The organism is Tychonema sp. LEGE 07196 (assembly GCF_963890365.1).
Classification (GTDB): domain Bacteria; phylum Cyanobacteriota; class Cyanobacteriia; order Cyanobacteriales; family Microcoleaceae; genus Microcoleus.
Genome location: NZ_CAWPRX010000168.1, coordinates 163,264 through 187,971, shown reverse-complemented (window position 1 = coordinate 187,971; position 24,708 = coordinate 163,264). Strand labels below are relative to the sequence as shown.

Annotated in this window: 22 protein-coding genes and 3 tRNA genes; 13 read left to right on the top strand and 12 right to left on the bottom strand. The window is 47.2% G+C overall.

Features of this window, described 5'->3' with window-relative positions; all coding sequences use genetic code 11:
* Window positions 1-152: 152 nt before the first annotated feature.
* Window positions 153-1,439, top strand: a complete 1,287-nt coding sequence (locus tag AACV78_RS20240) for an MFS transporter (protein WP_194009139.1) — start codon at window positions 153-155, stop codon at window positions 1,437-1,439.
* Window positions 1,440-1,629: 190 nt separating this feature from the next.
* Here the strand turns inward: AACV78_RS20240 and AACV78_RS20235 are convergent, their stop codons facing one another.
* The 3 genes from AACV78_RS20235 to AACV78_RS20225 all read right to left on the bottom strand — a co-directional run bounded on the left by AACV78_RS20235 (window position 1,630) and on the right by AACV78_RS20225 (window position 6,397).
* Window positions 1,630-3,669 carry an acylase gene (locus tag AACV78_RS20235; protein WP_194009140.1) on the bottom strand — a complete coding sequence of 680 codons (2,040 nt, stop codon included), beginning with the start codon at window positions 3,667-3,669 and terminating at the stop codon, window positions 1,630-1,632.
* A gap of 143 nt (window positions 3,670-3,812) precedes the next feature.
* On the bottom strand, window positions 3,813-4,817 hold the full coding sequence (locus AACV78_RS20230; RefSeq protein ID WP_228041980.1) for an MORN repeat-containing protein: 1,005 nt from the start codon (window positions 4,815-4,817) through the stop codon (window positions 3,813-3,815).
* A gap of 170 nt (window positions 4,818-4,987) precedes the next feature.
* The gene (locus AACV78_RS20225) at window positions 4,988-6,397 is read right to left on the bottom strand and encodes an energy transducer TonB (RefSeq protein WP_194009142.1); all 1,410 of its coding nucleotides are present in this window, start codon (window positions 6,395-6,397) and stop codon (window positions 4,988-4,990) included.
* Between the two features lie 631 nt (window positions 6,398-7,028).
* Here AACV78_RS20225 and AACV78_RS20220 point away from each other — a divergent pair.
* From AACV78_RS20220 to AACV78_RS20205, 4 genes are all read left to right on the top strand, one after another.
* Window positions 7,029-7,688, top strand: coding sequence for a MotA/TolQ/ExbB proton channel family protein (locus AACV78_RS20220; RefSeq protein WP_194009143.1), 660 nt, complete (start codon window positions 7,029-7,031; stop codon window positions 7,686-7,688).
* Window positions 7,672-8,073, top strand: a complete 402-nt coding sequence (locus tag AACV78_RS20215; protein ID WP_194009144.1) for an ExbD/TolR family protein — start codon at window positions 7,672-7,674, stop codon at window positions 8,071-8,073. Before AACV78_RS20220 ends, AACV78_RS20215 begins: the two co-directional genes overlap by 17 nt.
* A gap of 375 nt (window positions 8,074-8,448) precedes the next feature.
* Window positions 8,449-9,054: a PepSY-associated TM helix domain-containing protein gene (locus AACV78_RS20210; RefSeq protein WP_228041979.1), complete on the top strand. Its 606-nt coding sequence runs from the start codon at window positions 8,449-8,451 to the stop codon at window positions 9,052-9,054.
* Between the two features lie 257 nt (window positions 9,055-9,311).
* The gene (locus AACV78_RS20205; protein WP_194009145.1) at window positions 9,312-9,545 is read left to right on the top strand and encodes a hypothetical protein; all 234 of its coding nucleotides are present in this window, start codon (window positions 9,312-9,314) and stop codon (window positions 9,543-9,545) included.
* 292 nt (window positions 9,546-9,837) lie between these two features.
* Here AACV78_RS20205 and AACV78_RS20200 read toward each other — a convergent pair whose 3' ends face one another.
* Window positions 9,838-11,163, bottom strand: a complete 1,326-nt coding sequence (locus tag AACV78_RS20200; RefSeq protein ID WP_194074265.1) for an RNA-guided endonuclease InsQ/TnpB family protein — start codon at window positions 11,161-11,163, stop codon at window positions 9,838-9,840.
* Between the two features lie 187 nt (window positions 11,164-11,350).
* Between AACV78_RS20200 and scpB the strand changes: the two genes are divergently transcribed.
* Window positions 11,351-11,866 carry an SMC-Scp complex subunit ScpB gene (gene scpB / locus AACV78_RS20195; RefSeq protein ID WP_194010057.1) on the top strand — a complete coding sequence of 172 codons (516 nt, stop codon included), beginning with the start codon at window positions 11,351-11,353 and terminating at the stop codon, window positions 11,864-11,866.
* Window positions 11,867-11,908: 42 nt separating this feature from the next.
* Entirely contained in the window at window positions 11,909-12,256 is a 348-nt protein-coding gene (locus tag AACV78_RS20190; protein ID WP_194010056.1) for a DUF760 domain-containing protein, read from the top strand.
* Window positions 12,257-12,513: 257 nt separating this feature from the next.
* On the opposite strand, the gene AACV78_RS20185 is transcribed toward AACV78_RS20190, so the two are convergent.
* The 5 genes from AACV78_RS20185 to AACV78_RS20165 all read right to left on the bottom strand — a co-directional run bounded on the left by AACV78_RS20185 (window position 12,514) and on the right by AACV78_RS20165 (window position 15,353).
* Window positions 12,514-13,731, bottom strand: a complete 1,218-nt coding sequence (locus tag AACV78_RS20185; RefSeq protein ID WP_194010055.1) for an HhoA/HhoB/HtrA family serine endopeptidase — start codon at window positions 13,729-13,731, stop codon at window positions 12,514-12,516.
* A gap of 656 nt (window positions 13,732-14,387) precedes the next feature.
* Window positions 14,388-14,561 carry a hypothetical protein gene (locus tag AACV78_RS20180; protein WP_194010054.1) on the bottom strand — a complete coding sequence of 58 codons (174 nt, stop codon included), beginning with the start codon at window positions 14,559-14,561 and terminating at the stop codon, window positions 14,388-14,390.
* Window positions 14,562-14,672: 111 nt separating this feature from the next.
* Window positions 14,673-14,819 (bottom strand): hypothetical protein, encoded by a 147-nt coding sequence (locus AACV78_RS20175; RefSeq protein ID WP_194010053.1) that lies wholly within the window; start codon window positions 14,817-14,819, stop codon window positions 14,673-14,675.
* 320 nt (window positions 14,820-15,139) lie between these two features.
* A tRNA-Thr gene (locus AACV78_RS20170) sits at window positions 15,140-15,211 on the bottom strand.
* Window positions 15,212-15,268: 57 nt separating this feature from the next.
* Window positions 15,269-15,353, bottom strand: a tRNA-Tyr gene (locus AACV78_RS20165).
* A 309-nt stretch (window positions 15,354-15,662) separates the two neighbouring features.
* Here AACV78_RS20165 and mgtA point away from each other — a divergent pair.
* The 3 genes from mgtA (at window position 15,663) to AACV78_RS20150 (ending at window position 19,320) form a co-directional block, all read left to right on the top strand.
* Complete coding sequence (gene mgtA, locus AACV78_RS20160; RefSeq protein ID WP_194010052.1) at window positions 15,663-18,182, top strand: magnesium-translocating P-type ATPase; 2,520 nt, start codon at window positions 15,663-15,665, stop codon at window positions 18,180-18,182.
* A gap of 48 nt (window positions 18,183-18,230) precedes the next feature.
* Window positions 18,231-18,902, top strand: a complete 672-nt coding sequence (locus AACV78_RS20155) for a glutathione S-transferase (protein WP_194010051.1) — start codon at window positions 18,231-18,233, stop codon at window positions 18,900-18,902.
* Between the two features lie 178 nt (window positions 18,903-19,080).
* Window positions 19,081-19,320, top strand: coding sequence for a zinc ribbon domain-containing protein (locus tag AACV78_RS20150; RefSeq protein ID WP_228041978.1), 240 nt, complete (start codon window positions 19,081-19,083; stop codon window positions 19,318-19,320).
* 60 nt (window positions 19,321-19,380) lie between these two features.
* On the opposite strand, the gene AACV78_RS20145 is transcribed toward AACV78_RS20150, so the two are convergent.
* From AACV78_RS20145 to AACV78_RS20135, 3 genes are all read right to left on the bottom strand, one after another.
* Complete coding sequence (locus tag AACV78_RS20145; protein WP_194010050.1) at window positions 19,381-21,201, bottom strand: ABC transporter ATP-binding protein; 1,821 nt, start codon at window positions 21,199-21,201, stop codon at window positions 19,381-19,383.
* A 300-nt stretch (window positions 21,202-21,501) separates the two neighbouring features.
* Entirely contained in the window at window positions 21,502-21,933 is a 432-nt protein-coding gene (locus AACV78_RS20140; protein WP_194010049.1) for a hypothetical protein, read from the bottom strand.
* A 296-nt stretch (window positions 21,934-22,229) separates the two neighbouring features.
* Window positions 22,230-22,370, bottom strand: coding sequence for a hypothetical protein (locus AACV78_RS20135; RefSeq protein WP_194010048.1), 141 nt, complete (start codon window positions 22,368-22,370; stop codon window positions 22,230-22,232).
* Between the two features lie 219 nt (window positions 22,371-22,589).
* Between AACV78_RS20135 and AACV78_RS20130 the strand changes: the two genes are divergently transcribed.
* From AACV78_RS20130 to AACV78_RS20120, 3 genes are all read left to right on the top strand, one after another.
* Window positions 22,590-22,661 (top strand) — tRNA-Gly (locus tag AACV78_RS20130).
* A 245-nt stretch (window positions 22,662-22,906) separates the two neighbouring features.
* Window positions 22,907-23,311 carry a hypothetical protein gene (locus AACV78_RS20125; protein WP_194010047.1) on the top strand — a complete coding sequence of 135 codons (405 nt, stop codon included), beginning with the start codon at window positions 22,907-22,909 and terminating at the stop codon, window positions 23,309-23,311.
* A 4-nt stretch (window positions 23,312-23,315) separates the two neighbouring features.
* On the top strand, window positions 23,316-24,581 hold the full coding sequence (locus tag AACV78_RS20120; protein WP_194010046.1) for a glutamate-5-semialdehyde dehydrogenase: 1,266 nt from the start codon (window positions 23,316-23,318) through the stop codon (window positions 24,579-24,581).
* The last annotated feature ends 127 nt before the right edge of the window (window positions 24,582-24,708 follow it).

Below are 24,708 nucleotides of genomic sequence, written 5' to 3'. Positions count from 1 at the left end.
GTTGACTGTTGACTGTTGACTGTTGACTGTTCACTGTTAACAGTCAACAGCGAACTCGAATTTACTATTCCGATGAAGAGAGGATTTGATATCATTCTCCTGTCTAAAAAACCCTATCCTCAGAATTTTAAATCCTATCAATTGCCTATTTAATGCAAAAATTTATTCTACTTTGGCTCGGACAAACTGCTTCGATGATTGGCAGCGCTATGTCCGGGTTTGCGCTGACTATTTGGATTTGGGAGTCCACCCATCAAGCGACGGCTTTGGCTTTGTTGATGTTTTTTACTCAATTGCCGCGCATCTTGCTTGCTCCGGTTGCTGGCATTCTCGTCGATCGCTGGAATCGAAAATTTTTGATGGCGATCGGCGATGCGGTTTCAGCTTTGTTAACGCTCGCTATCCTATTACTTTATATCAGCCACAACCTGCAACTATGGCATTTATATGTAGCGAGTGCGATTAACGGAATTTTTGACCAAATTCAGCAGTTAGCTTACTCGGCAGCCATCGCCACAATGATGCCAGAAAAGCATTACAGCCGCGCTAGCAGTTTAAGTTTTTTGGCAACTTACGGCGCGAGTATTATTGCTCCGACGTTGGCAGGGATTCTCTATTCTGCGATCGGGCCCGGCGGGATTTTTACGATCGACCTGGCAACTTTTACAATCGCGATCGCCACGCTAGTATCTGTCAAAATACCCCAGCCCGCGATCGCGCCAGCATTGCGGAGCAATATCGCCTCCAATCCCCAGCCGACTCGCCACCAATTTTGGCAAGAACTCAGCTTCGGATTCCGCTACATCGTCCAGCGTCCCAGCCTGCTTGCCTTGCTGGTGTTGGTTTCGCTATTCTGGTTCGCTCACGACATCGGCGCGGCCCTCTACTCACCGATGATTCTGGCACGCACCGGCAATAATACGAGAATCCTCGGTACTATCCTTTCCGCCGCCGGCGCAGGTGGCGTTTTAGGAGCATTATTCGTCAGTATTTGGGGCGGCCCCAAACGCCGAATCCGAGGCTTTCTGCTGGGCATGGCAGGCGCGGGCTTGAGTAAAATAGTCTTTGGTTTGGGTCAGGCGCTTTCTATCTGGATTCCCGCTCAATTTTGTTCGTCTTTCAATTTCCCCATCCTCGGCAGTTCCAACGAGGCGATTTGGCTGGCGGAAGTTGCACCAGAGGTACAGGGGCGTGTTTTTGCTACCAGAGCAGTCATCGTGCAATTGGTCTCAGCGATCGGTTTATTGATCGCAGGGCCACTTGCCGATCGCGTCTTTGAACCCGCCATGCAACCGTCCGGTTTTTTAGCAGCTATTTTTGGCCCAATTATCGGGACAGGTCCCGGTGCTGGCATGGCTTTGTTATACGCTATCTGCGCGCTGGGCTTATTGCTCGTTGCAGTCGGTGGCTATGCTTGCCGCCTGTTGCGCGATGGGTAAAGGGGAAACGGAAAGAGGTCTTTTAACTTTTTCCTGACATCCGTTACATCCGTTACATCCGTCCTTGCGAATCCGTTGCCGAACTTCCTAACATCCGTTACCTCCGTTACATCCGTTACAAAATCCGTTGCCGAACATCCGTTACATCCGTTACATCCGTGGAGCGAATCCGTTGCCGAACTTCCTTCTGCTATAGTTTCTGGCGCGAACTCAGGTGAGCTTCAATTTCCGATCGCGATCGCCATACAGGGCGCAATTCCTTGCGAGCAAAGAGCTGCCACCGATCGCCGATATGGGGCGAACCAGGTTGAGTGGCGTTGCCGTAACTGTTTAACGCCATCGCTTTCACCGGATTGGAGAACTCAATCGCAGCGACAAAAGAATCGCCCGCAACCGCTTGAAAGCGATTGTCTTTCCGTGGAGCGAACCATACTGAGCGAAATACACCCAAAGCACCGTCAGCTCCATTTGCAGGCAAATTAGCCTCCCCAGGCAATCGGAAGACTTCCCCCCATGCCACATCTAAAGCGCCATAAGTTGCCTCAACTTTGGTTGCTGTAGCTTCCAAGACTCGCACCGCCTCCGCAGGATTTGCCAACCCGTCTGGCGTAGTTAGCGGCGCATCTTCGCTCCAAGGTTTGGCGAATAACTCATTAGCATTCATCGCTTTTTTCCAAAAGGCAAACAGCACCGCACCGCGACTGTCAGCATCGACTTTGCGATCCCAATTCGCGAGAACTTCCGCAGCGCGGCGCGCTTTTTCACTGCCTTGCCGTGCGGCGGGAATTAAATCATCGAGGAGGCGATCGGCGAGTTCTACCTGAGTGGAATGTTTGTATTGCATCAATTCATCGAAAGAGATTTTTTGATCTTCTAATAGCATTTTTGCCGATCGCTGCGATCGCAAATCCATCGGGCCGCGCGGTGCCATGTAGGGGGGATAATTATCGGGTGAGATCGCCCTGGGAAACGTCGTCGTCCAAGGGGGATCGTTGGTATTTTGCAACCAACCGCTGGGCGGATCGACAACGCGGGGCAAATCCGCATAGGGATGATTTTTGCTCCACAAAGTCTCTGACGTATCGCCTGGGATCGTGCCTGACCAGTATTTAAAATCTCCGTTTTTGCGAATGGGGACTTGACCGTTAAACAAGTGCATGATATGGCCCTCACGGTCGGCATATATGACGGTAAACATGGGAATTTCTAAGCGCTTTAAAGCAGCCTCAAATTCATTGAAATTCCTGGCCCGCGCCATATCCCACCACTCCTCTAAAGCACCGGACTGTTCGAGTCCGACAACGCGCAGGGCGATCGCTTTGCCCTGTTTTTCTGTGAGAATCGGCCCGTGAACAGAACGCCGCACTACTAGAGATTCCGATCGCAAATTCCCATTCTTTTCTTTGACTTTTAAAACCTTCTCTTCTCTGTCAAATTTTCGGACTTCGCCATCGAAGCGATAGCCATCGTTAGCAAGGGACAATTCATAGGCATCCCAGCCATCGTGAGTGTTGACAGTATGAGTCCATCCCAAGTTGTCATTAAAGGCGATCGTTAATACAGGAAATCCGACGAGAGTCGCTCCGTAAGCGTTAATTTCGGGGCCAATCAGTTGTGCTTCGTACCATAAATATAAATCCGACCAAGGAAGGTGAGGATTTGCCAATAGCATGGCATTGCCACTTTGAGAATGGGAAGGAGCGATCGCCCAACCATTAGAGCCTTTGGGAGTGTGATTTTCAGTGAGATTTTCAACGCGCTCTGGATCGACTACAAAAGTAAAATTGATGACACGCTGCTCGTGTGCCAATACATCTGCCGGTTTGAGGGGCAATGCTATTTTTAATTCTTCGGTGAGCGCCTCTGGGTGTTCTTTTGCATAGGCATTCATTCCGCCAACAAAAGCATCGAGATAGTTGCGGAAACTGGGATTTTGTGATTCATACCAAGCATTTGCGCGATTGGGAATTCCCATAGTTTGCACCCAGCGATCGGATTCCAGATAATCTTCGCCCCAAAATTCGGCAGCTTGCCCGCGAGCTTGCCCGTAAAGACGCAAAATCAGATTACCGTGACTTTGCATCTGCGCCCACCCAAAAGCGTAGAAAAGGCTTTTAGTATTCTCTCCGTAAATGTGTGGAATTCCATAGGTATCCCAAAGAATTTGAGTGCCGGTTTCAGGTGCGGATTGAACCCCATTATTGAGGAGCAAAACTAAAACAAAACTCATTAATAAGGAGACAATCCGCCGGTATTTTTTTTTTAGTTGTATAAACACTGGAAATTAATTTTCTAGGATTAAACTGAAACATAGCAGCATTTTTCACAAGCTGCACGCACAAAACATCAAGGATTTAAATCCCTTTTTTAAGGTTATTTTTGAAGCTGCCCCTGTTGCCAATTTCCTTCTAACTTAGTTCCATCTGCATAAATGTAGGAACCTTGACCGTGTTTCTGCCCGTTGAGAAAGTCACCTTGATAGCGATCGCCATTGGCGTAAATACAGATACCTTTGCCGTTAAACTGACCCTCGCGAAATTCGCCTTCGCAGCGATCGCCATTGGCAAAAATATAAACTCCTTTCCCACTCATCTTACCCTTGACAAAAATGCCTTTATAGCTATTGCCATTAGCAAATTCGCGGACACCCTCACCATTAAATTCTCCATTCTCGAACGGCCCTTGATAACGTCCCCCTTCTTTAAAAGTTAACAACCCCTGACCTTGAGCGTTGCCCTTGACAAACTCTCCTTCATAGCGGTTGCCGTTCGGATATTCGCGAATCCCTTTGCCATCAAATTGCCCTTCACTAAACTGCCCCTGATAACTACCTCCGACCGCAAAGGTATAGGTTCCCTGTCCGTGAGGTAGGTTATTTAGTAAATCTCCTTCGTAGCGGTTTTTATTAGCATATTGACAGACTCCTTTACCGTTAACTTTGCCTTCTTTAATATCTCCTTCGCAACGAGTGCCATCACTGAACGTAAAAGCCCCCCGCCCGCTGGGAGAACCCTTGGTAAAAGAGCCTTCATAACGAAGGCCGTTAGTGGAACTAAAAATACCGATACCGTCGAATTCACCGTCTTTAAAAGTTCCTTCGTAGCGGTTGCCGTTAGCAAATTCGCGGACACCTTGACCGTTGAATTGCCCGCCGGCAAATTCTCCTTGGTATCGACCTTCTGCTTTAAAAGAATAGACACCTTTACCGTGAGGTTTGCCGTTGAGAAATTGCCCTTCATAGCGATCGCCATTGGCATATTCGCACCTAGCGGGCCCGCTGAGCTTTCCCTCGCTCAATTCTCCCTCACAACGTCCGCCATCGGGTAAAGTAATCACTCCTGCCATGGCGCTGTGAGCGTTTGCGAATAACTCAGCCATTCCCAAGTTGGAGCCAAGTAATAGAGCGAATCCAAATCGCTGAAGTTTACTTAATGTTGCTGGGGACATTCCAAAATTCATAATTTACACAAAATTCAATTTTTAGATTTGCAGTTGCTTTTTTGGTGCTATTGAATTCCCAGCCAAATTGCTAGGTTTCCAGAAAATACCTACTCATTGAGCCGGAAGGTAATAGATGCTGTTTTTCCTTGAATACCGCTGTCTGATGAGGCAAATTTCCATTTTTCTACTGTTTTAATCGCTGCGCGATCGAAGTCGTCGTATTTGCTAGAAGTCTCGATCGCGATGTTGAATGCCTTACCGTTGGGGTCAATATCAAACTTGACTTTCACTTGACCCTGCCGCCCTTCTTTTCTGGCGGCACTCGGATATTCAGGTTTACCGCAGCTAATGCAAGTGCCCGGAGGCGGGCCCGAAGCAGGGGAAGCACTCCCCCCTCCGCCAGAGTTTTTCGGTTTTGGCACTGAGCCCGAACCGCTGCCAAAGGGCTCTGAAGAGCCTCCCCCACCAGTTCCACTACCACCGGATGCTGAGTTGGAGGGACTTCCTCCTGGGTTTGTGGCATCGGCGATCGCACTTGGCGAATTGCGGCCGCTTCCTGGCCTGGTAGCTGTGACAGGCGGGCCGGCTGCGGGAGCTCGGGCGATCGGGCCAGAACCGGCCGCAAATGGCTCTGAGGAAGAGCTTCCGCTTTCACTCTGGGGGTTTCCGCCTCCGGGGGCAGAGGAGGGGTTTGTGACATCGGCGATCGCACTTGCCGAATTGCTGCCGCTTCCTGGCCTAGTAGCTGTGACAGGGGGGCCCGCTGCGGGAGCTCGGGCGATCGGGCCAGAAGCAGGATTTAATGCCTCTGAGGATGGCGAGGGCGAGTTATTGTTTTCAGGACTATTCGATGACTTGGGATTTCCAGCATCTGCAGTAAAATCTGGGGAACTCTCAGCGCTCTTGGGGCGAGACTGGGTAACGGGTGGTTCGCTTTTAGGAGGTTCCTCACTGGCGATCGGGCTATCATTTTTGGGAGGATCGGGCGATGGGGTTTTGGGTTCGTTGGCGATCGGGCTTGGAGGAGTTTCTGGGGGAGTCAAATCCTGTTTAGGTGCGATCGCAGAAGGTGTCTCTGGAATCGGCGGTGGCGTTACTGCTACGGGTGGCTCTTCTGGAATCGGCGGTGGCGTTACTGCTACGGGTGGCTCTTCTGGAATCGGCGGTGGCGTTACTGCTACGGGTGGCTCTTCTGGAATCGGCGGTGGCGTTATTGCTACGGGTGGCTCTTCTGGGGGAGTTGGCTCTGGTGGCGGTTCTGGTTTGAATGTCTCCGGCGGGGGAGATACCTTTTCTGGAATAGCTGGCTCTGGCTTGATTTCCTCTACTTTCGGTTCATCCAGCATGACAATTTCAATGGCATCGTCTGGAAATTCAGCCGGTTTGACCAATTTGAGGCTCAAGGGCAGTGCAACACCGTGCAATATGGTTGAGGCTAGCAGCCCGATCGCCAGAATTTTTTTGAGAGCCTCTTCTTCTTGTTGTCTTTGCGTCGCCGAAACGTTTGAAAAACTCATGCCTGATGAATCTCCTTCATTAGTTTGATTATAATTATTCTCATTTATTTGTTTTTTATATAGCGAGTTTATCCTATCACCTAGCATTCTGTTTTGCTGCCTGTGTTACTCGCGCGGGCGCTGTCTGAGGTCGAATTCGGACTGATAAAATTCCCAAATTCCTTAACTGCAATACTCTAAGCGATACTCTACCAAAAAAAATCAGTATTCTCAAGCCTTTTAATTAATAATTTTTATTTATATTATTTGTTTTTTTTATAATTTATTTGTATAACTTGTAAGGTGCGATCGCTTGACATTCCCGAACAATCGTGAAATTCTAGTTGAGAATCTTTTTAAGTATTGAATACCATTGTCAACTCCTAATGCAAATTTTAGCAACAAAGCACTGACAGAAAAATCGATAGGGATAACAGTAGGAGCATTTCGACTACAGGCAAAGATACTCAGATACAGGTAGTGCGTTTGTGCGATCGCGATCGCGCCAAGGAGTGAAACAATTCTCCGTCTGAATCACTTGTGCCGACTTGACGCAGAAACATCTACCAGCTTTCTGTTGCAAGGGGTTGCAGCATTAGACAGCCTGCGATCGACGGAGCTCGCGAGAGTACAAACTAATGGATACTTTCTAATGGATACTTTGATTTACATTTTTCGCGCTGCAGGCATTGTTGCTTGGCCCCTGTTTGCCTCGTCAATCGCAGCAGTCGCGTTGATTATAGAGCGTCTTGCCTTTTGGTTTCGGGTAAATCGGCGGCAGCGGCGAGTCGTGCGGGAAGTTCTAAATCTCTACCGCGAAAACCCCGATTCCGCCATCAAAAAATTACAAGTAAACGCCGATTTGCCCTTGGCCCGGATTTTTTTAGAAGCTTTAGAATTAGACTCGCCCAACATCGAAGAATTTCGTTTGGCCCTAGAAAGTGGCGCTCAGGCAGAAATTCCGATCCTGAAGCGATTCAATACAATATTTGATACCATTATCAGCCTTTCCCCACTATTTGGGTTGCTCGGCACTGTTTTGGGATTAATTACCACTTTTGGCTCGCTCAAACTGGGAGAAGCCAGCAGCAGCAATGCAGCAGGCGTTACCGGTGGGATTAGCGAAGCTCTGGTATCTACGGCAACGGGGTTAGTGGTGGCAATTTTTACGCTTTTATTTGCCAATATGTTTCGCGGGTTTTACTTGCAGCAGATGGCTTTTATTCAGGAAGCTGGAGGGCAGCTAGAATTATTGTACCGTCACCGCTACGAAAAACTACCGAGAGAATCTAACTATGCGTCTACCCGATGAACCTGATAATATTGCCCAGATCAATATCGTGCCAATGATTGATGTGGTATTCGCTATATTGACGTTTTTAATCATTTCTTCTCTGTCTTTATCCAAATCTGAGGGTTTGCCAGTAAATTTGCCGAAAGCATCAACTTCTCAGGCTCAGGAAGCGCCTTCTAAAATTACTATCACTATTGAGGAATCGGGAAAACTAATGGTTGATAAAAAGTCAGTCAACTTAGACCAGATTGAGGGTGCGGTGCGCGAGGTGATGGGTTCTAATCAGACTTCTTTAATTATTTTGAACGCGGATAAAGGTGTCAATCACGGAAATGTTGTGGAAGTTATGGATCGATTGCGCCGAATTAAGGGAGCTAAGTTAGGGATTGCTACCATCAAGTAGAAAGTTAGTAGAATTCCTACTTGAGAATTTTCTCATACCCTTAAACTGCAATTTCCCGATGCAGATGTAGTAAAGATCGTAGGATTGACGCAGTGGTGCTTAGAAACCGTGTTTTTTCAATAAAATATAGCTTTCTGTTTCTCCGTCTTGCAGAAAGGTAAAAGCTAATTGATGAGGATGGTACGGGCACCTGTAGCGCAGGAAGTCTAAAGCTGTCGAACTGTTTTACGCGAGATTTCTCAAAAATCCTTTAAAGTTTGAGCCATTCTACTTGTTGCACTCATTGCAACCCTGAAATCTTGAAATCGACGATCGCGCTGCCGGTAACTGCGATCGTTTCTTCAAAAGCTTTTTTTGAGGTGTTACTCAAATTTATTGAAAACAGGCTTTACAGTTCGCACGACTGCACCGCTACCATTATTAAGATACGATATCCATCAAGTCGGAGGCATTTTATCAAGTACATTTTTACTAATTCTGGCTGTTACAGGTGCGATATTGTCATTTTTAGTTCTGCAATTTTCATTCAATCAACCTCCGCAATTTGCCAAAGTTTTGCCCCCTGCAAAACAACCCATAGCTTTAAGTCAACTGTTACGCAAAGCTGATGCAGCCATGCCGGATGGAAAAACGACTTATGTAGTTTTTGACGAACATGAACCAGAAAAAATTACAGTTAGCAAGCAACTTCCTCACGAGTCGATTCGATTTGCTCTGAGTAATGTAGAACTGAACCGATATAGTGGGGAAGTGTTGACAGTCAATCGCGTTGTAGAACCGCCACCTATGTTAAAGTTTACGATCGCGATCGGCACTATTCATTTCGGTATTTTTGGCGGAATTTACAGTCGCAGTCTCTATGTATTCATCGGCTTAGTACCCAGTGTTTTTATTAATCACTGGTTTGGTGAATTGGAAACGGAGACGGTGGCTGAAGGCAAGACGGGAATTAACATCCCAATTGCTGGCAAATCAAACTGAGTAAAATCGGCTTTCTTAGGCAGGATTTACTCACAATAAAGAAACCGGGTTATTGTGAAATATTGACTATTCTCAACTAGAAATTTATGATTTAACTAGGTTTATGGTTTATGACTATGAAGCCGGCAAATCCTCTTCGGTTGATAAGCTGTTGTGCAAATAAACATTGTATATTTTGATGACAACCAAAAAACGTCAAATTCTCTCCCCCTCTCCCCTGATCCCCATCGGACCCTCAATCGCCATACACAATCTATATGAGCAACAGCTTAGCGAACAATCTGAATTCATATTCAAGTTTAGCAACGCCCTCAAAAAAAAATCGGACTTGGTATTTGATACTGCACGCGCTAGCGATCGCAAAACTATTATACCACTTTCATAAAAGAGTGCTACAGTTAGTAGATATCACGATCGCAGCAGTAGTGTTGATTATAGAGCAATACGGTTTATTTAGGACGATGCAGGCGGTAAAAGATTATGAACAATAAATATTCTTGTTTGCTTCGTTCCTATTTTCGGACAATCTTAAGTGAACCGTATTGAAATACAAAATCTTAAATAAACTAACTATGATTATACAGTTGGTGATTAAAAACAGTCCCGACTTATTGTAAAATACTTTTCTTAAAAAGCCTGTAAACAGCAGAGAAAATGCCAGAACAACAAGAAGTATTGGAGAAGTCTCAGGAGAATGTTGATTGCTAATTCCCTTGATGCACGATACAGAAGTCACAAATATCGGTTAATTTCGTTAAATCAATTACACTAATGATTGGTCAACTACCCATCACCAAGCGGAGTACCTCTATGGTGTGGGCTTTTATCTGAGCTCCACCGCAATTCTGAGAATCTAGAGAGAATCTCAGCTTTGGTTTCACCGCTCGATACATCAGGGGATGCTGACAAACTCCCCGTACTCGTCCAGTCTTGCCGGACAAGCAACGCTCTCATTGCAATATTTCGCGCACCAATCAAATCAGCGTGTAACTCATGACTACAACATTCGCATCGAAACAATAGTCCTTTGTTTGGTCTATTAGCATCCGAAGTGTGCCCGCATTTAGGACAACTTTTCGACGTGTAATGAGCCGGAACTTTCGTTGCCAACGAACCATTTAGATGGGCTTTGTAGTCAATATACCCATGCAATTCGGCATAAGACCATTTAGCTTTATTTCTATTAGCTCTGCGCTGTTTTTTGCTAGCCTTCTTCCCAGACTTAGACTTAGTTCGAGCTCGGATTCCGGTCAAGTTTTCTAGTCCTATCAGGCTGTTAGGTTTGGCAATATCCTTACTGATTTGGTGGTTTACATCAGCGATAAACCGTCTCTCTCTCCCAGACAGAGCGATTAGTCTTCGCTTCGCTGAACGAGTGTCTTTACGCTGAAGAGTCATCCGTGCTTTATGGTAGCGGTTAGCTTTGTGTCTAGCATTCTTGCCTGAGTAGAATTTAGACTTATTTTGCAAGTCTGTTTCCACGGCTAAGTAGCGCATACCCACGTCAACACCAGAGACTCTAGTTATTTTCAGTGGGTCAATTTTAGGCGTTTCTACTTCAAGGCTTACCATCAGATAGTAGATCTTGGAGGAACGCTGATAGACAATTTTAGCTGCTCCAATATGAGCGCCATTTGTAATTAAATCTAAATGCTTATTGTAACCATCATACAAAACCACTATTCGACCCTGGAGAGTAATAATACTCACTCGCTTTTCGGTTTTAAAAGAGTAGTCGCGCTGATAATTTAGGGTACAAGTTCGAGAGATGTATTTAGGGGCTTTGTCAAGCCCTTTATACCTTCTCTTGGTGTAACCTTGAGCGATAGCATCGTTAGATTGTTTTACCTTAGTCCACAGAGTTTTGTAGGTTCCAGAAACTTGTCTGGGTACGTTGCAAGCCATTTGGGCTCCCAGCCCAAATCTCACCCGCAATTCGTTGTAGACGGCTTTTTGCAGCTTAGCACCATTGCTGGTTTTGCCTGCGTCAAAAGCGACTTGTGAAGTGTAATTTAAAGCATCTCGGTAGGCTAAAGTAGTCTGAGTCACCAAAGCTTTTTGCTCGGCAGTCAGGTTTAGTTTTAGCTTGGCGGTGATGACTTGGGACATTATTTTCACAAACTCTGGTGTTATCGTATCTGGTGAAAACTAATATTGCAACAGGAATCAAAGATTTGCTCGGCAGTCAGGCCTCGCGCGCATTCCTCCCGTGACTCAACGGAGTACAGTTAGAGTGCGGGACTCCTCCTGCGAAAGTTGAACTTCAACATCCCAATTTTCGATTACCAATTTCCCAATGACTCGCTTAGCCACAACAATAGAAGCCATACTTTACCTTAAAGGTCAGCCGGTCTCAATAGCAGAAATTGCCGAGATTGCTAAGTGCGATCGACCTGCCGCCGAAGATGCCATTATTGAACTCATGTCTGACTCTTCCCGCCGCGACAGCGCCCTAGAAGTCGTCGAAACTCCCACGGGATACAGCCTGCAACTGAGAGACGAGTTTGCCAGTTTGATGCAAACTTTGATACCTCCAGAATTAGGTGTGGGAGCTTTGCGGACGCTGGCGGCGATCGCCCTCAAAGGCGGCATCGCACAGCCGGATTTAGTTAATTTGCGGGGTTCTGGAGCTTACCAACAAGTGCAGGAACTGGTAGAAATGGGCTTTGTTCGCAAGCGGAAGCCTACCGACGGGCGATCGTATTGGTTACAAGTTACCGAGAAATTTCATAGGTACTTTCAAGTAGACCAACTCCCCAAACAACTGCAAATTGACTTTCAGGCAAATTTGCACCGAAGCAATGACGAGTAGTTTGAAGTAGAATGTAGCCAGCCAGAAATTAAGAATCGCCAAATGGTTTTTCACCCTGACTTTGACCCAGACAATGCCCAACAAACCGCAGTCAACCCACTTCTGAAGTACCTCCAACACCAATCTCCCGAGGTTCTAGCCCGCATCGCCAAGTCCGCCAGCCCTGAAATCAAAGAAATTATCTCTCATAACGTCCAAGGACTTGTCGGGGTATTGCCTTCAGACAATTTTAATGTCCAAATTACGACTGACCGCGAAAATTTAGCAGGTTTGCTAGCTTCCGCGATGATGACAGGCTATTTTCTCAGGCAAATGGAGCAGAGGATGCACCTAGAAGAAAATTTAGCCAGCACGAGTTCGATTAAACCAAACTCTCCTAAAGAAAAGTAAACATATCAACGGTTTGCCGAAGCCATAAAGATGAATGTTGTTCCAAAAATAAACAATCCTGGACGGACAGGGAATTAAGAAACCGGGTTTTTAATCCTATATACCTCGCGACAGACGGAGGATTGTAGTAAAAAACCCGGTTTTTGTGTCGGGAACGATCGAGCATCAGATTCATTCTCCCTCGCCATCTCCTCGCGCGATCGATCGTCCTTCTGTAAACTCTCAACCTGTATGCTGCATCCTGTCAACTGTTGAAATTATCCACCGGCGGGGCTAGCGGATACGGGAAAAGCACCCGGACGTACTTTAATTTTCTGAACTTGACCCAAACGGTTAATTTCCACTTCGAGTTCTTTGCCGACAGCAGCGTTTTCCACCCGTTCTTGTACGTCTCCGGGAGTGTTGACCGCAATTCCGTCAATTTTTTGAATCACATCTCCGGCGCGCAGGTTGGCTTTTTGAGCGGGGGAATTTTCCACCACTCGCATTACGGCTACACCTCGATCGAGGGTGATTTTATTATCTAGTTGTTTGTTGACTTCTGCTTTGGTGGCGGGAGTCAAGCCGATCATTTGAATGCCGAGATAGGGATGTTCGGCTTTTCCTTTGGCGAATAACTGATCGGAAACTCGTTTGGCCGTTTCGATCGGAATTGCAAATCCCAAGCCCTGAGCGTCGGCGCGAATGGCGGTATTGATGCCAATTACTTCGCCTTGGTCGTTGAGCAGGGGGCCGCCTGAATTACCGGGGTTGATGGCTGCGTCGGTTTGGATGAATCGGACTCGTTTGTCGGGGATGCCGACTTGGGAACTGGTTCTACCCGTAGCGCTAATAATGCCCACAGTCACGGTATTGTCGAGACCTAAAGGATTGCCGATCGCGATCGCCCACTGTCCGGGTACAATATTGTCCGATCGACCCAAAACAACCTGCGGCAATTCCTTAGCATTAATCTTAACCACAGCCACATCCGTCAGCGGATCGACACCCTGCACCTTACCCTCAAACTCGCGGCCGTCTTTGAGCGTCACCTTAACAGTATCCGTACCGGAGACAACGTGAGCATTAGTCACGATGCGGCCGTCAGCAGTCAGAATAAACCCCGAACCGGTGCCGCGTTTGATTCGTTCTTCCGGCTGCGGCAAATTGTCCCCAAAAAACCGGCGAAACAAAGGATTTTTGAAAGCTTCCGGTACTTGATTCGTCACCTTGCTGGATGCGTCAATCCGCACGACTGCAGGCCCGACTTTTTCTGCTGCTTCAGCAATAAAATTAGGATTAGTGCGATCGACTGCGCGATTTTCTGGAACCGGAGGAGAAGCATAGGGCGGGATTTGCTGGCGCACCACGGGCAAAACCGATCCAGTTTCGAGATAATTTGGGGCTTGCAGGTAGCGATTCCCCAACCATCCCATGCCTCCGCCGATCGACAGCAAAGTCACATAAAGGGTCATTTGCTTAAAAGATAAACTCATATTTAACAACTCCCGCTGAATACCTCATCCCCGCAGAAACCTTTGGCATCAAGCATTTTTGTCTTGGCCGCAGGTTAAGGAAGCGGGGCGGGGCTTACCGCTTCCTCAAGAACATAGCTGTTAACAGACAAGTGCTGATGTGCCCAACAAGCAAAAATTGCTTGATTTTCAAACAGCCAAGAAAACCAATAATTCTTATCGTAACTTGGCTCGGCCTGGGATTTGCGGTATCGGGTGCGACTAGAGCTTTCAAATACGCACTTTCACTAGGCGAAAAAATTGTCAATTCTCCCAAATGAATACTTTTTTCCCTGCATATTGACTTTATAAACGCTGATTTTTGGTCATTTGTGCGATCCTAAAGGTCGATCGCCCAACAGGGGCGATCTTGCCGCCAATGCCTGGCCCGCCCCTGAAAATATCGTGATTTTTTACCCCCACCGAGTCAAAAATCACAGTCCCGGACGATCGCGCCGGGCCAGGAATCGCTCGTTACCACGAAGAGCCTGGTAATGCAGATAGGCGAGGAAGAGCCTCTGTTTACCTCCCTGCTGCTGGATAGAGAAAAACGTAGTTGATGTTTGAATTCTTAAATTTTCGTTCCTCAGAATTGTATTTCAACCCTCAACTATTGTCCTATAAATTTTACTAAAAATCTAGTTTATTTGACTCATCAAATGCGGGCAAATTTTCCATCCATCTAGCACATAAAAGCTGTTTAAAATGTTAACGATCGCCGTATTGCCTTGTACTCTAGTAGTAGTTTGTAATTGTTGCCCTCCGGTTTCTAAAATGATTTCCAAACCGTTTGGTGTTTGATTGATTCGCAAACCTGTTACTTCTACAATTGACTGAGATATTTGGACAACAGGGGCCCTGGAAATTGAATTGATTCTGATGTTTTCCCTGGGATACAGTGCCTCAGCGCTGATAATTGGCAGTTATATTTCGTTCAGTTTGGGAATATCTGCTGTTGCAATAGATGCTGCTTTGGTTTCGGCGGCTGGTTGCATCGCCCGATCGCCAGAGGGCAATTTATCGAGGGTGCCGTCAGAATTAACATGAAAATTAAGTTGTTCGTACTCCACAGATCGCGCTACAGATAACCCAGAAGTTTCTACTTCGATTTTTGCGCGATCGGCTGTGGGGATTCCCTCACACTATCCCTCTTGGAGTTTAGACTAAGCACAAATTGACTCAGCATGAACTGAGTCGAAGCGCGACAAGTATTGTGGGCGGCATAAGTTTACGGTGCTCCATAGAACTTTTTGTCCCCGATGAGGTCAAATAAAATGCCCGATATTGTTGATATTATTGAAAGACGAGATCAGTGGAAAATCAGCGCCCGCCGTCAATCAAAGATTGAGTGAGACTGCTAAAGGACGCAGCCATAATGATTGGAAAGATAAGCCCGTGGCGAGATTTGAACTCGCGACTTCCTCCTTACCAAGGAGGTACTCTACCCCTGAGTTACACGGGCATAAAAGATTAAAAATTTTAATTTAACATTTTTAATTTTTAACTTTTATGTAAATTGTGGTGGGCCGGGCTGGATTTGAACCAGCGTAGGCGTAGCCAGCGGATTTACAGTCCGCCCCCATTAACCGCTCGGGCACCGACCCATTTGTACCCACAGCTATACACCTTAGCAGCTTCATCTTGATTTTGCAACATTACATTTACAATTCTAATCATTGAGTTCGGAACCGATAAGTCAGTTAGCGGTAAACTGGAAAATCGAACAGGAAATTAAAAGTTAGGTATAAAACAAGACTTAACGCTTTTTTGTGATTGCGAACGTCCGCGTGTTAGCGAAGCGATCCGTTCGCCGAAGGCGTTCGCGAAGGGTAGGAAAGCGATCGCAGTATATATTTTTCACCGGGTTTTACAGACTGAACAGTCTTAAGTGAACCGTATTGAGCTATAAAACAATGAATTCACAACTTTCGACGTTTTGGAACTTGCCTGCCGATCGCGTGCTGACTCAGGTGAAGTCTACAGCGGCAGGTTTAAGCAGTCAGGATGCTCAACAACACCTGAGCGAATACGGTGCGAACAGTCTGAAACAGAAACAGCAATCGAACTCACTGACGCTGTTGCTCAACGAGTTTAAGAGTCCGATTATCTTGATTCTGATTTTTGCTGCTGTGCTGTCGATCTTTCTGAAAGATGTGGCAGATGCGATCGTCATTTTGGCGATCGTCCTAATTAGCGGCTTACTAGGATTTTGGCAAGAAAGGGGAGCTACGGATGCTGTTGAGAAATTACTGGCACTGGTGCAAGTAAAAGCCACGGTGTTGCGGGATGGTAAATCTCAAGAAATCCCCAATGAGGAGGTGGTTCCGGGTGACATTGTGTTGCTTAACGCTGGCGATAGTATTCCCGGTGACTGCCTGATTCTGGAGTCGAAAGATTTGTCGGTGAATGAAGCGGCGCTGACTGGGGAAACCTATCCGGCGGACAAACTCAGCGGCGTTTTGCCTGCTGAAACCGATCTGGGCAAGCGCACTAACATCCTTTATATGGGCACCAATGTCATCAGCGGTACTGGCAAAGCAGTGGTGGTGAATACCGGAAAGGAGACTGAGTTTGGTAAGGTATCGGAACGATTGAAACTTAGGCCGCCGGAAACCGAATTTGAAGCGGGACTCACCAAATTTGGCTACTTTCTGATGGAGGTGACGCTGATTCTGGTTGTCCTGATTTTTGCCGCCAATGTTTACCTGAAACGCCCGGTTTTGGAATCATTCCTATTTTCCCTAGCGCTGGCGGTTGGCCTGACTCCTCAACTTCTGCCCGCCATTGTCAGCCTCAATTTGTCTCGCGGCGCTAAGCAAATGGCTAACAAGCAGGTGATTGTGAAGCGGTTGGCTGCGATCGAGAATTTTGGCAGTATGAACGTGTTTTGTACGGATAAGACGGGCACGCTGACGGAAGGGGAGGTGAAAATTCACTCGGCGGTTGATGTGGATGGCAAGGAGAGCGATCGGGTTTTGCTCTACGCTTATTTGAATGCTGCATCTGAATCTGGCTATGTAAATCCGATCGACCAAGCGATTCGTCAACACAAGACATTTGACATCTCTGCCTATCAAAAGCTCGATGAAGTGCCCTACGATTTCAACCGCAAACGCTTAAGCATCCTGTTTAAACAAGAGAATACGCATCTAATTGTCACCAAAGGAGCACTCAAAAATATTCTGGATGTCTGCTCAACGGTAGAGACGGTTGAGGGGAAAACGATCGACATTGCGCCGCAGCAGGACAAGATTCAACAACGCGCTGAAGAATTGGGCAGCAAAGGATTTCGAGTATTGGGAGTTGCTTACCGCAATTGCGATCGCGATTCCTTCAGCAAAGACGATGAAACGAACATGACATTTATGGGCTATCTTGCCCTGTTCGATCCACCAAAAGCAGGTATTGCTGACACCCTCCAAGAATTGATAGCCCTGGGAATCACCCCGAAGATGATTACGGGGGATAGTCGGGCTGTGGCGATCAGTATCATTCAACAGATAGGACTACCCAAACCAAAGGTTTTGACTGGTGCCGAGCTCCAAAAACTCAGTGATGAAGCGCTACTTCATCGTGTTGGAGAAACCAATGTTTTTGCTGAAGTTGAGCCGAATCAAAAAGAGCGGATCATCATCGCGCTCAAAAAAGCGGGGAATGTGGTGGGCTATCTCGGAGACGGTATTAACGATGCCTCGGCGCTTCGTGCTGCGGATGTGGGCATTTCCGTTGAGAGTGCGGTTGATGTGGCGAAGGAAGCAGCCGACATTGTGCTGATGGAAAAAGACCTAAATGTTTTGGTTGAGGGTGTGAAGGAAGGACGGGTGACGTTTGCTAATACGCTTAAATACGTGTTTATGGCAACGAGCGCTAATTTCGGCAATATGTTCAGCATGGCAGGCATTTCTCTGTTTTTACCCTTTTTGCCGCTACTGCCCAGTCAGATTTTGCTCACAAACCTGTTGACTGATTTTCCTGAAATGACGATCGCCACGGATCGCGTAGACAAGGAATTGGTAAACCAACCCCGCCGCATGGATATCAAGTTCATCCGCAAATTTATGTTGGTGTTTGGTTTACTCAGTTCTGTCTTTGATTATCTGACGTTTGGAGCATTGATATTTCTGCTGCACGCCAACGAAGCGCAATTCCGAACTGGTTGGTTTATGGAATCGGTGATTTCTGCATCCATAATTGTGTTGGTGATTCGGACGCGGCAATCGATTCTCGCGAGCAAACCGGGAAAGTATTTGTTGATGTCAACGATCGCGATCGTCCTGATCGCACTCTTCCTTCCCTATACTCCGCTTGCAAGTTTACTGGGATTCCAATCCTTGCCGATCGAATTCCTGTTGGTGCTGGCAGCAATTGTCGGACTTTACATCCTCTGTGCAGAAACTGTTAAACGAATTTTCTATCAACACATCCACTCTTGACCATTCACAATTCACCGCATCAATCCCTTGTAAACTGAGAATAAAAACATGATTACTGTCCACCATTTGAACAACTCTCGCTCCCAGCGAGTGCTCTGGCTGCTAGAGGAACTCGACCTAGAGTATGAAGTCAAGCGCTACGAGCGCGATCCGAAAACAATGCTCGCTCCCGCGTCGCTGCGTGCAGTGCATCCACTCGGCAAGTCTCCGGTGATTACTGATGGTGCGCTGACTCTGGCTGAATCCGGTGCGATCGTCGAATACTTAGTTGACCGTTACGGTGGCGGACGACTCGCTCCAGAGCTTGGCACGCCGGAACGTTTGCGATACATCTACTGGCTGCATTATGCTGAAGGCTCTGCGATGCCGCCGCTACTGTTGAAGCTAGTCTTTGACCAAATCGAAACAAGTCCGATGCCTTTTTTCGCTCGACCGATCGCGCGGGCAATTGTGGCTCGCGTCAATAAATCGTTCATTGAGCCTCAAATCGCACTGCATCTGGGTTATCTAGAAGCAGAACTTGAGAAAAACTTATGGTTTGTTGGTAGTGAGTTCACCGCAGCCGATATTCAGATGAGCTTTCCATTGGAGGCGGCCGCTGTACGGGCAGGGTTGGACAGCAGCCGACCGAAACTGATGGGCTTTCTCGATCGCATTCACGCGCGTCCCGCATACCGCCGTGCATTAGAACGTGGCGGAGAATACGAGCTGCTGAATTAAACGGTTGATCGCTGATGTAAACCACCAAGTCAGTAAGGAGATTGCAAAACCTAACACCCTGATTGGACGATAAAACCTAACCGAAATACCGGACAGGACTAGGACTAAATCGGGTAAGAAGGCAAGCAAGAAGAGGCGTAGAGCCAATCGAAATAAAGCTAAATGGTCTTAGGCCGAATTGCATGGGTATATTGACTACAAAACCCATCTAAATGGTTCGTTAGCAACGAAAGTTCCGGCTCATTACACATCGAAAAGTTGTCCTAAATGTGGACATACTTCGGATACTAATAGGCCGAACAAAGGGCAAACAGGGCAAACAGGGCAAACAGGGCATCTTGCCCGAAGAGCGAAGTCGAAGGGTGGGCTATGGGTATACCTCACCACGCTTGATAACCGCTATAAATGCACTTGGTAGATGAAATGCCTGCTTACTTGGTAAACCGAAGTGCACCAAGCCTCGGCTAAGCCCAAATCCCTAATTCAATAATTCGCCGGTTTCTTGCAGGGAGTGCAGGCGGCGGTAAATGCCTTGTTGCTTCAAGAGTTCGTCGTGGCTGCCAATTTCGACGATTTTACCGCCGTCTAATACAACGATCGCATCGGCTTCGCGAATTGTACTCAGTCGGTGGGCGATAATTATGGTGGTGCGCGTACCCAAGATGTTTTGCATGGCTAGTTGGATCGATCGCTCCGATTCATAATCCAAACTAGAAGTAGCTTCGTCAAAGATTAACACGTCCGGCTCCACCAACAAAGCCCTAGCAATCCCCAACCGCTGCCGCTGACCGCCGGACAAACGCATTCCCCGCTCACCAACAACGGTATAGTAACCTTGGGGCAACAAGCCGACAAACTCGTCTACTCTGGCGATGCGACAAGCTTCCTTAACTTGCTCAAAAGTTGCTTTCCGGTTGCCGTAAATCAAATTTTCCAAGAGAGTACCGTTAAATACGTCTACTTCTTGATGAACGATGGCTAAACGCTTGCGGTAGCGAGTCACGTCTAAGCTACAAATGTCCTCGCCGTCGATCAGAATGCGCCCGGAATTTGGCTCGAAATACCGAAATAGCAGTTTAACTAATGTTGATTTCCCCGAACCCGATCGCCCGACTAATGCTACTGTTTGATACGGATGGATCAACAAATTTACATCTTGCAAAACCGGCTTTTGGCGATCGTACCCGAATGTCAGCCCGCAAAATTCGATTTTGCCAGTAAATTTATAAGGCGATGCCGATACAGCATTTTCCGTTGCTAAATTAACCGCATCTACACCGTCTGGCAATTGCATAAACTCGTGAAACCGGATCATTGAAGAATAGCGGCGGGCAAATAATTCGGCGATAATGCTAATCGGACGCAGTTGGGAATAGGCCATGCTTGCTAAGGTGTAAACCGTAACAAAATATCCCAGAGATATCTGACCGGCGACTGTTGCTGCCAAACTAAAACCGAGAACTGAAAACAGGCAAAACTGGACGGTGGTCTGCTGGTATGTCCCCAGGATGACGTATCCTTTGTGAATGCGGTTAACTACTACTTTCAATTCGCGATCGAGTCTGGTTGTTTGTCTTTTTAGTTCGTCTGTTTCTGTCCCAAATGCTTTGACTGTTTTGATGTTGGTAATAATTTCTGAGTTGCGGCTTTCGGTATTTTCGATGTATTCATCCAAAATTGCTTCGCGCTGAGTGACTTGTCGGAGGCTTTGGAGGGTGAAACTGAGGATAAAGAGGAAGGAAACCAAAATTAATAAGCCGATGCGCCATTCAATTAACCAGATAACTGCAAAGATGCCGATTAAGCGCACGACTTCGGGGATGAATTCACCGGCAATTTCTGGGTAAGTCCAAGTGTGGTTGGCGATGCCTTTGGCGATGCGGCTGGCAATCCGTCCGGCGTTGTTTTCGTCGTAGAATTCTAGGGGTAAGGTGAGGATTTTGCCGATCGCTCCTTTCATTCGATCGCGCCGTGCTGTTAATGGTAGCGCCCAGTGGAACCAATTTCCCACCCAAGGCTGTATGGGTGCTTTGGCGACTGTTACGATAAAAATCAAGCCCAGCAAGACGGATAAGGATAATATTTTGCTTGGTGACTGCTGGGTAAATGAGGCGATCGCTGCGATCGATTTTTGCGTTATTGTGTCTGTAGGTCGATCGGACAATACGTTTAAGATTTGCCCGATCGCGTAGGGTACGGCTAAATCTGCGATCGCAAACAGGCTGGATGCACCGATGCTCAGAACCGAGGTTTTCCAGTAATGGTTGTAGTATTTGATGATGTCCTGAAAGCTTGCCATAAATTTCTTGTGAGATACAACCCCTTCCAAACACTTGAGTTTGATAATTGCGCGCGATGGCGACCGGACTACAATTATACTACAAAAGTAGTCGACGGGGGAAATCTATGGGATAACAGCAGATAGGCTCAGCTAACTCAGGAGTGCGATCGCTGATTTGGCATAAATATGATGGGGAAGGGCGATCGATCTGCTGCACTCGATAGATCGCCCGCGATGATATTTCAAGCGTTGATGCAGCAACAGGAAACCACAGATTAACGTTCCTTGACGCAGATAGTTTCCCCAAGAGCGATCGAATTAATGCAATGCCGAACTCAGTTGTGGTGTCGCAGAAGTGCTTGTACTTGTAGTTTTGGGCAACAATTGATTTAGCGCATCGCACAAGTATTTTTTCACGGTGTCCCTGCTTGCACCCACGCCACTGGGAATGGTAAAAATCATCTCGACAGTTAACAGATTGCCATCCTCTGAGGCAAATACATCGATCGGCAAAGCGCGCTGAAAAGCTGTTGCGGGATTTTCTGCTTTCATCACACCCATACTCACATCAGTGCTAACAGTCTTGATCCCCTCGCGGGCTAAAATGGGTCGCAATTGGGAAAATGCTTTTTCTACTGATAATCCCTCAACCTGAACCCGCGCCGAAAAGGCAGCACCACTGAGAAAGTCGCCTTTTTTTTGAAAGCTTTCCTCGCAGGTTGCGGCCACAGCGGGGCTAGCTAAACACATGAGAGCAAACGTCAAGAAAATCGATCGCATATTAAGTTACAAGTATAAAAGCCTCATCAAGCTCAGGATAAGCACCACATAAGAGTTTGGCAAGTGCTGTCTGAGGGCAAAAAAATATAGAAGACAGAATTTGCTGAAAATTCTGCCTTCTGAGCAATGCTTTCTAATTCTTAGGTTCTCAGTGCTGGAGGCGCGCGAACTCAAAAACCCGGTTCCTGCCTCAAGTATCTCCCGAATCTATCGACGATTTTTCTGAGAAACCGGGTTTTTGCATAAGTCCTAGTTCTATGCGCCTGTTAGCTGAAGGCGTAGGCTGATTGCATCGCCCACCAGATCAGGAAGCCGATGCCGCTGCCAATGACGATCGCCGAAAGGCCGATCGCGATCGGGCTGTCAGCTCCTTTGAACTTCATGATTCCGCGATTTAAGTCTGACATGAGCAGTGTTCTCCCACGATTGCAGCTTGATTGTAGCCTTGCCTTGGGCGAATGACGGTTAAAAGCACTGCAATTACTGATTTTTTTAACAATCAAGCTGCTGCAAATTCAGGCGGGGCGCGGCCCGGCGCGCTGTCTGAAGTGTCTGAAAAAAAAACTTATAAAAAAGACTTGACAAACTCGGAGAATTGAGACATTATAGTTAAGACCGCAGGAAATGCGGGTGTGGCTCAGTGGTAGAGCGTCACCTTGCCAAGGTGAATGTCGCGCGTTCGAATCGCGTCACCCGCTTTAGAAGATGGAAAAAATCAACAAGATCCAAAAGTATCAAAAGAAACTATTTGGTATACTCCCAGAAATGGTTGAAAATACCTAAGTTAGTGGTACAATTGAGTCCAGAACTTGCAAGTCAAAATTGCTGGTCGAGCTTCGGCTAGAAACAAGCAGTTGAAAGCCTCGGGCCGAATTGACAAGCTTGATAAAGTGGATATGTTAACGATTATTTTTGCAAAAACGCTTTTTTTATCCGATCGCTCGTGCCATCCCAAAAAGCTCAAAAAATTGACTTAAACGATGAGTACCCGTGCCCTTGCCGGCGCAAGGGTCGTCTCGTACCGATAACGCTGACAGAAGCCTTTGGCTGCAACCGCTGTCAGCAAATATTTGTATTGGACGAAAGCGGACAGGTTATCGAACAACTATCAACAAACTATCCTTACAAGCAGGCTTGGCGCTGGACGGGGAAGCAATGGAACAGAGCGAATCCGGGTTTGAAAACCCACTACTTGCCACTGGCGCTAGGGATGATTTTGGTCCCGCTAGTGATTTGGTTGCCCCTGGCGCTGAACTCGCCCGGGCCGAATGTGATTCTGTGGGCAATGGTCGCCGTGCTGCTAGCAATGCTGCCGGCGCTGATGGTATGGCTGGCTTACAGGCGTTAGTTAAATGATAATAGAAGAATTTAGTCATTCATCAGATGGGGCAAATGTTGCCCGCCGCGCTTATCAAGCTTCTTTGGACTTGGCGGCGACAAAAAGCACTGATCGCGCGGCTGGTTTGCAGGCGATGGCGCGATCGCTAAAAGACAGACAAAATGACATTTTAGAAGCAAATACTCTGGATCTAGAAGCGAGTCGCGATATGGCGATTCCCGACTTGATTGTGGAGTGGCTGAAGCTGACACCGGAACGGATCAAGACAACTGTCCAAATTCTGGAACGGTTGGGGGAAATGCCAGATCCGATCGGCAGAGTGATCAACGCTTCCTATCAGGTCGATCGCTGTCAAGTGTACTGTCAATCGCTGCCGCTGGGGGCGATCGCCCTAATTTACGAGGCGTTTCCCGAGTTGGGGGCGATCGCGGCGGGTTTGTGTCTCAAAACCGCTAACAGTTTGATTCTCAAAGGCGGCAGCGAAAGCTGGCGAACTAATGCTGTAATTGGAGAGGCTTTGATGTCGGCGATCGATGATGTCGGTTTGCCGTCAGGATGTTTGCAGGTATTGCCGCCGGATCGGGGCGCTGCAATCCGCGATTTGGTGACTCAAGACCAATATCTCAATTTAATTATTCCCTACGGCAGACCGAGTTTGGTGCAGCAGGTGGTAAGGCTGTGCACTGCACCGGTGTTGCGATCGGCAATGGGCAATTGCTACCTCTATTGGTCGCCGACTGGTAGTTTGGAAATGGCAAGGTGGATGATTTTGGACAGCCATCAAAGCGTACCCGATCCGGTAAATGCGATCGAGAAAGTGCTGATCGATCGCAACCAAAAGCCTTCTTCCTTAGTCAGGCTGTGGAACAGTTTAAAAGAAAAAGGCTTTCAAATTAGCGGAGACGCAGATCTCGTCGCAGATTTCCCAGAGTTGAAGCTGGCTGAACCCTACGAGTGGACTCAACCTTACTTAAACAAAACCATAGCGTTTAAAGTTGTTGACAGTCTGGAAATTGCGATCGGCTGGATCAACCGCTACAGCAGCGGCCACGCTGACTCCATCGCCACTGAATCTTACCTAGAAAGCCGCCAATTTGCTCTAGATGTTAACAGCGCCTCAACTTTTATTAATGCCTCCCCTCGGTTTTGGCGCTATCAAAATCGGGGAGATGCGATATTTTTGGGAATGTCCAACCAAAAAGGTTATCGCCGGGGATTGATCGGGCTAGATACGCTGACGACAATTAAAGAAATCGTTCAAGGTAACGGACAATTTTAAAGTAAGTTGCTTGTGAGTTATATCAATTCCGGTTGCACTCAAACATGATAGTTGACTGTTGAGGCGTTGACTGTTGACTGGGGAATTGTTGATAGTTGACTGTTGACTGTTGACTGTTGACTGGGGA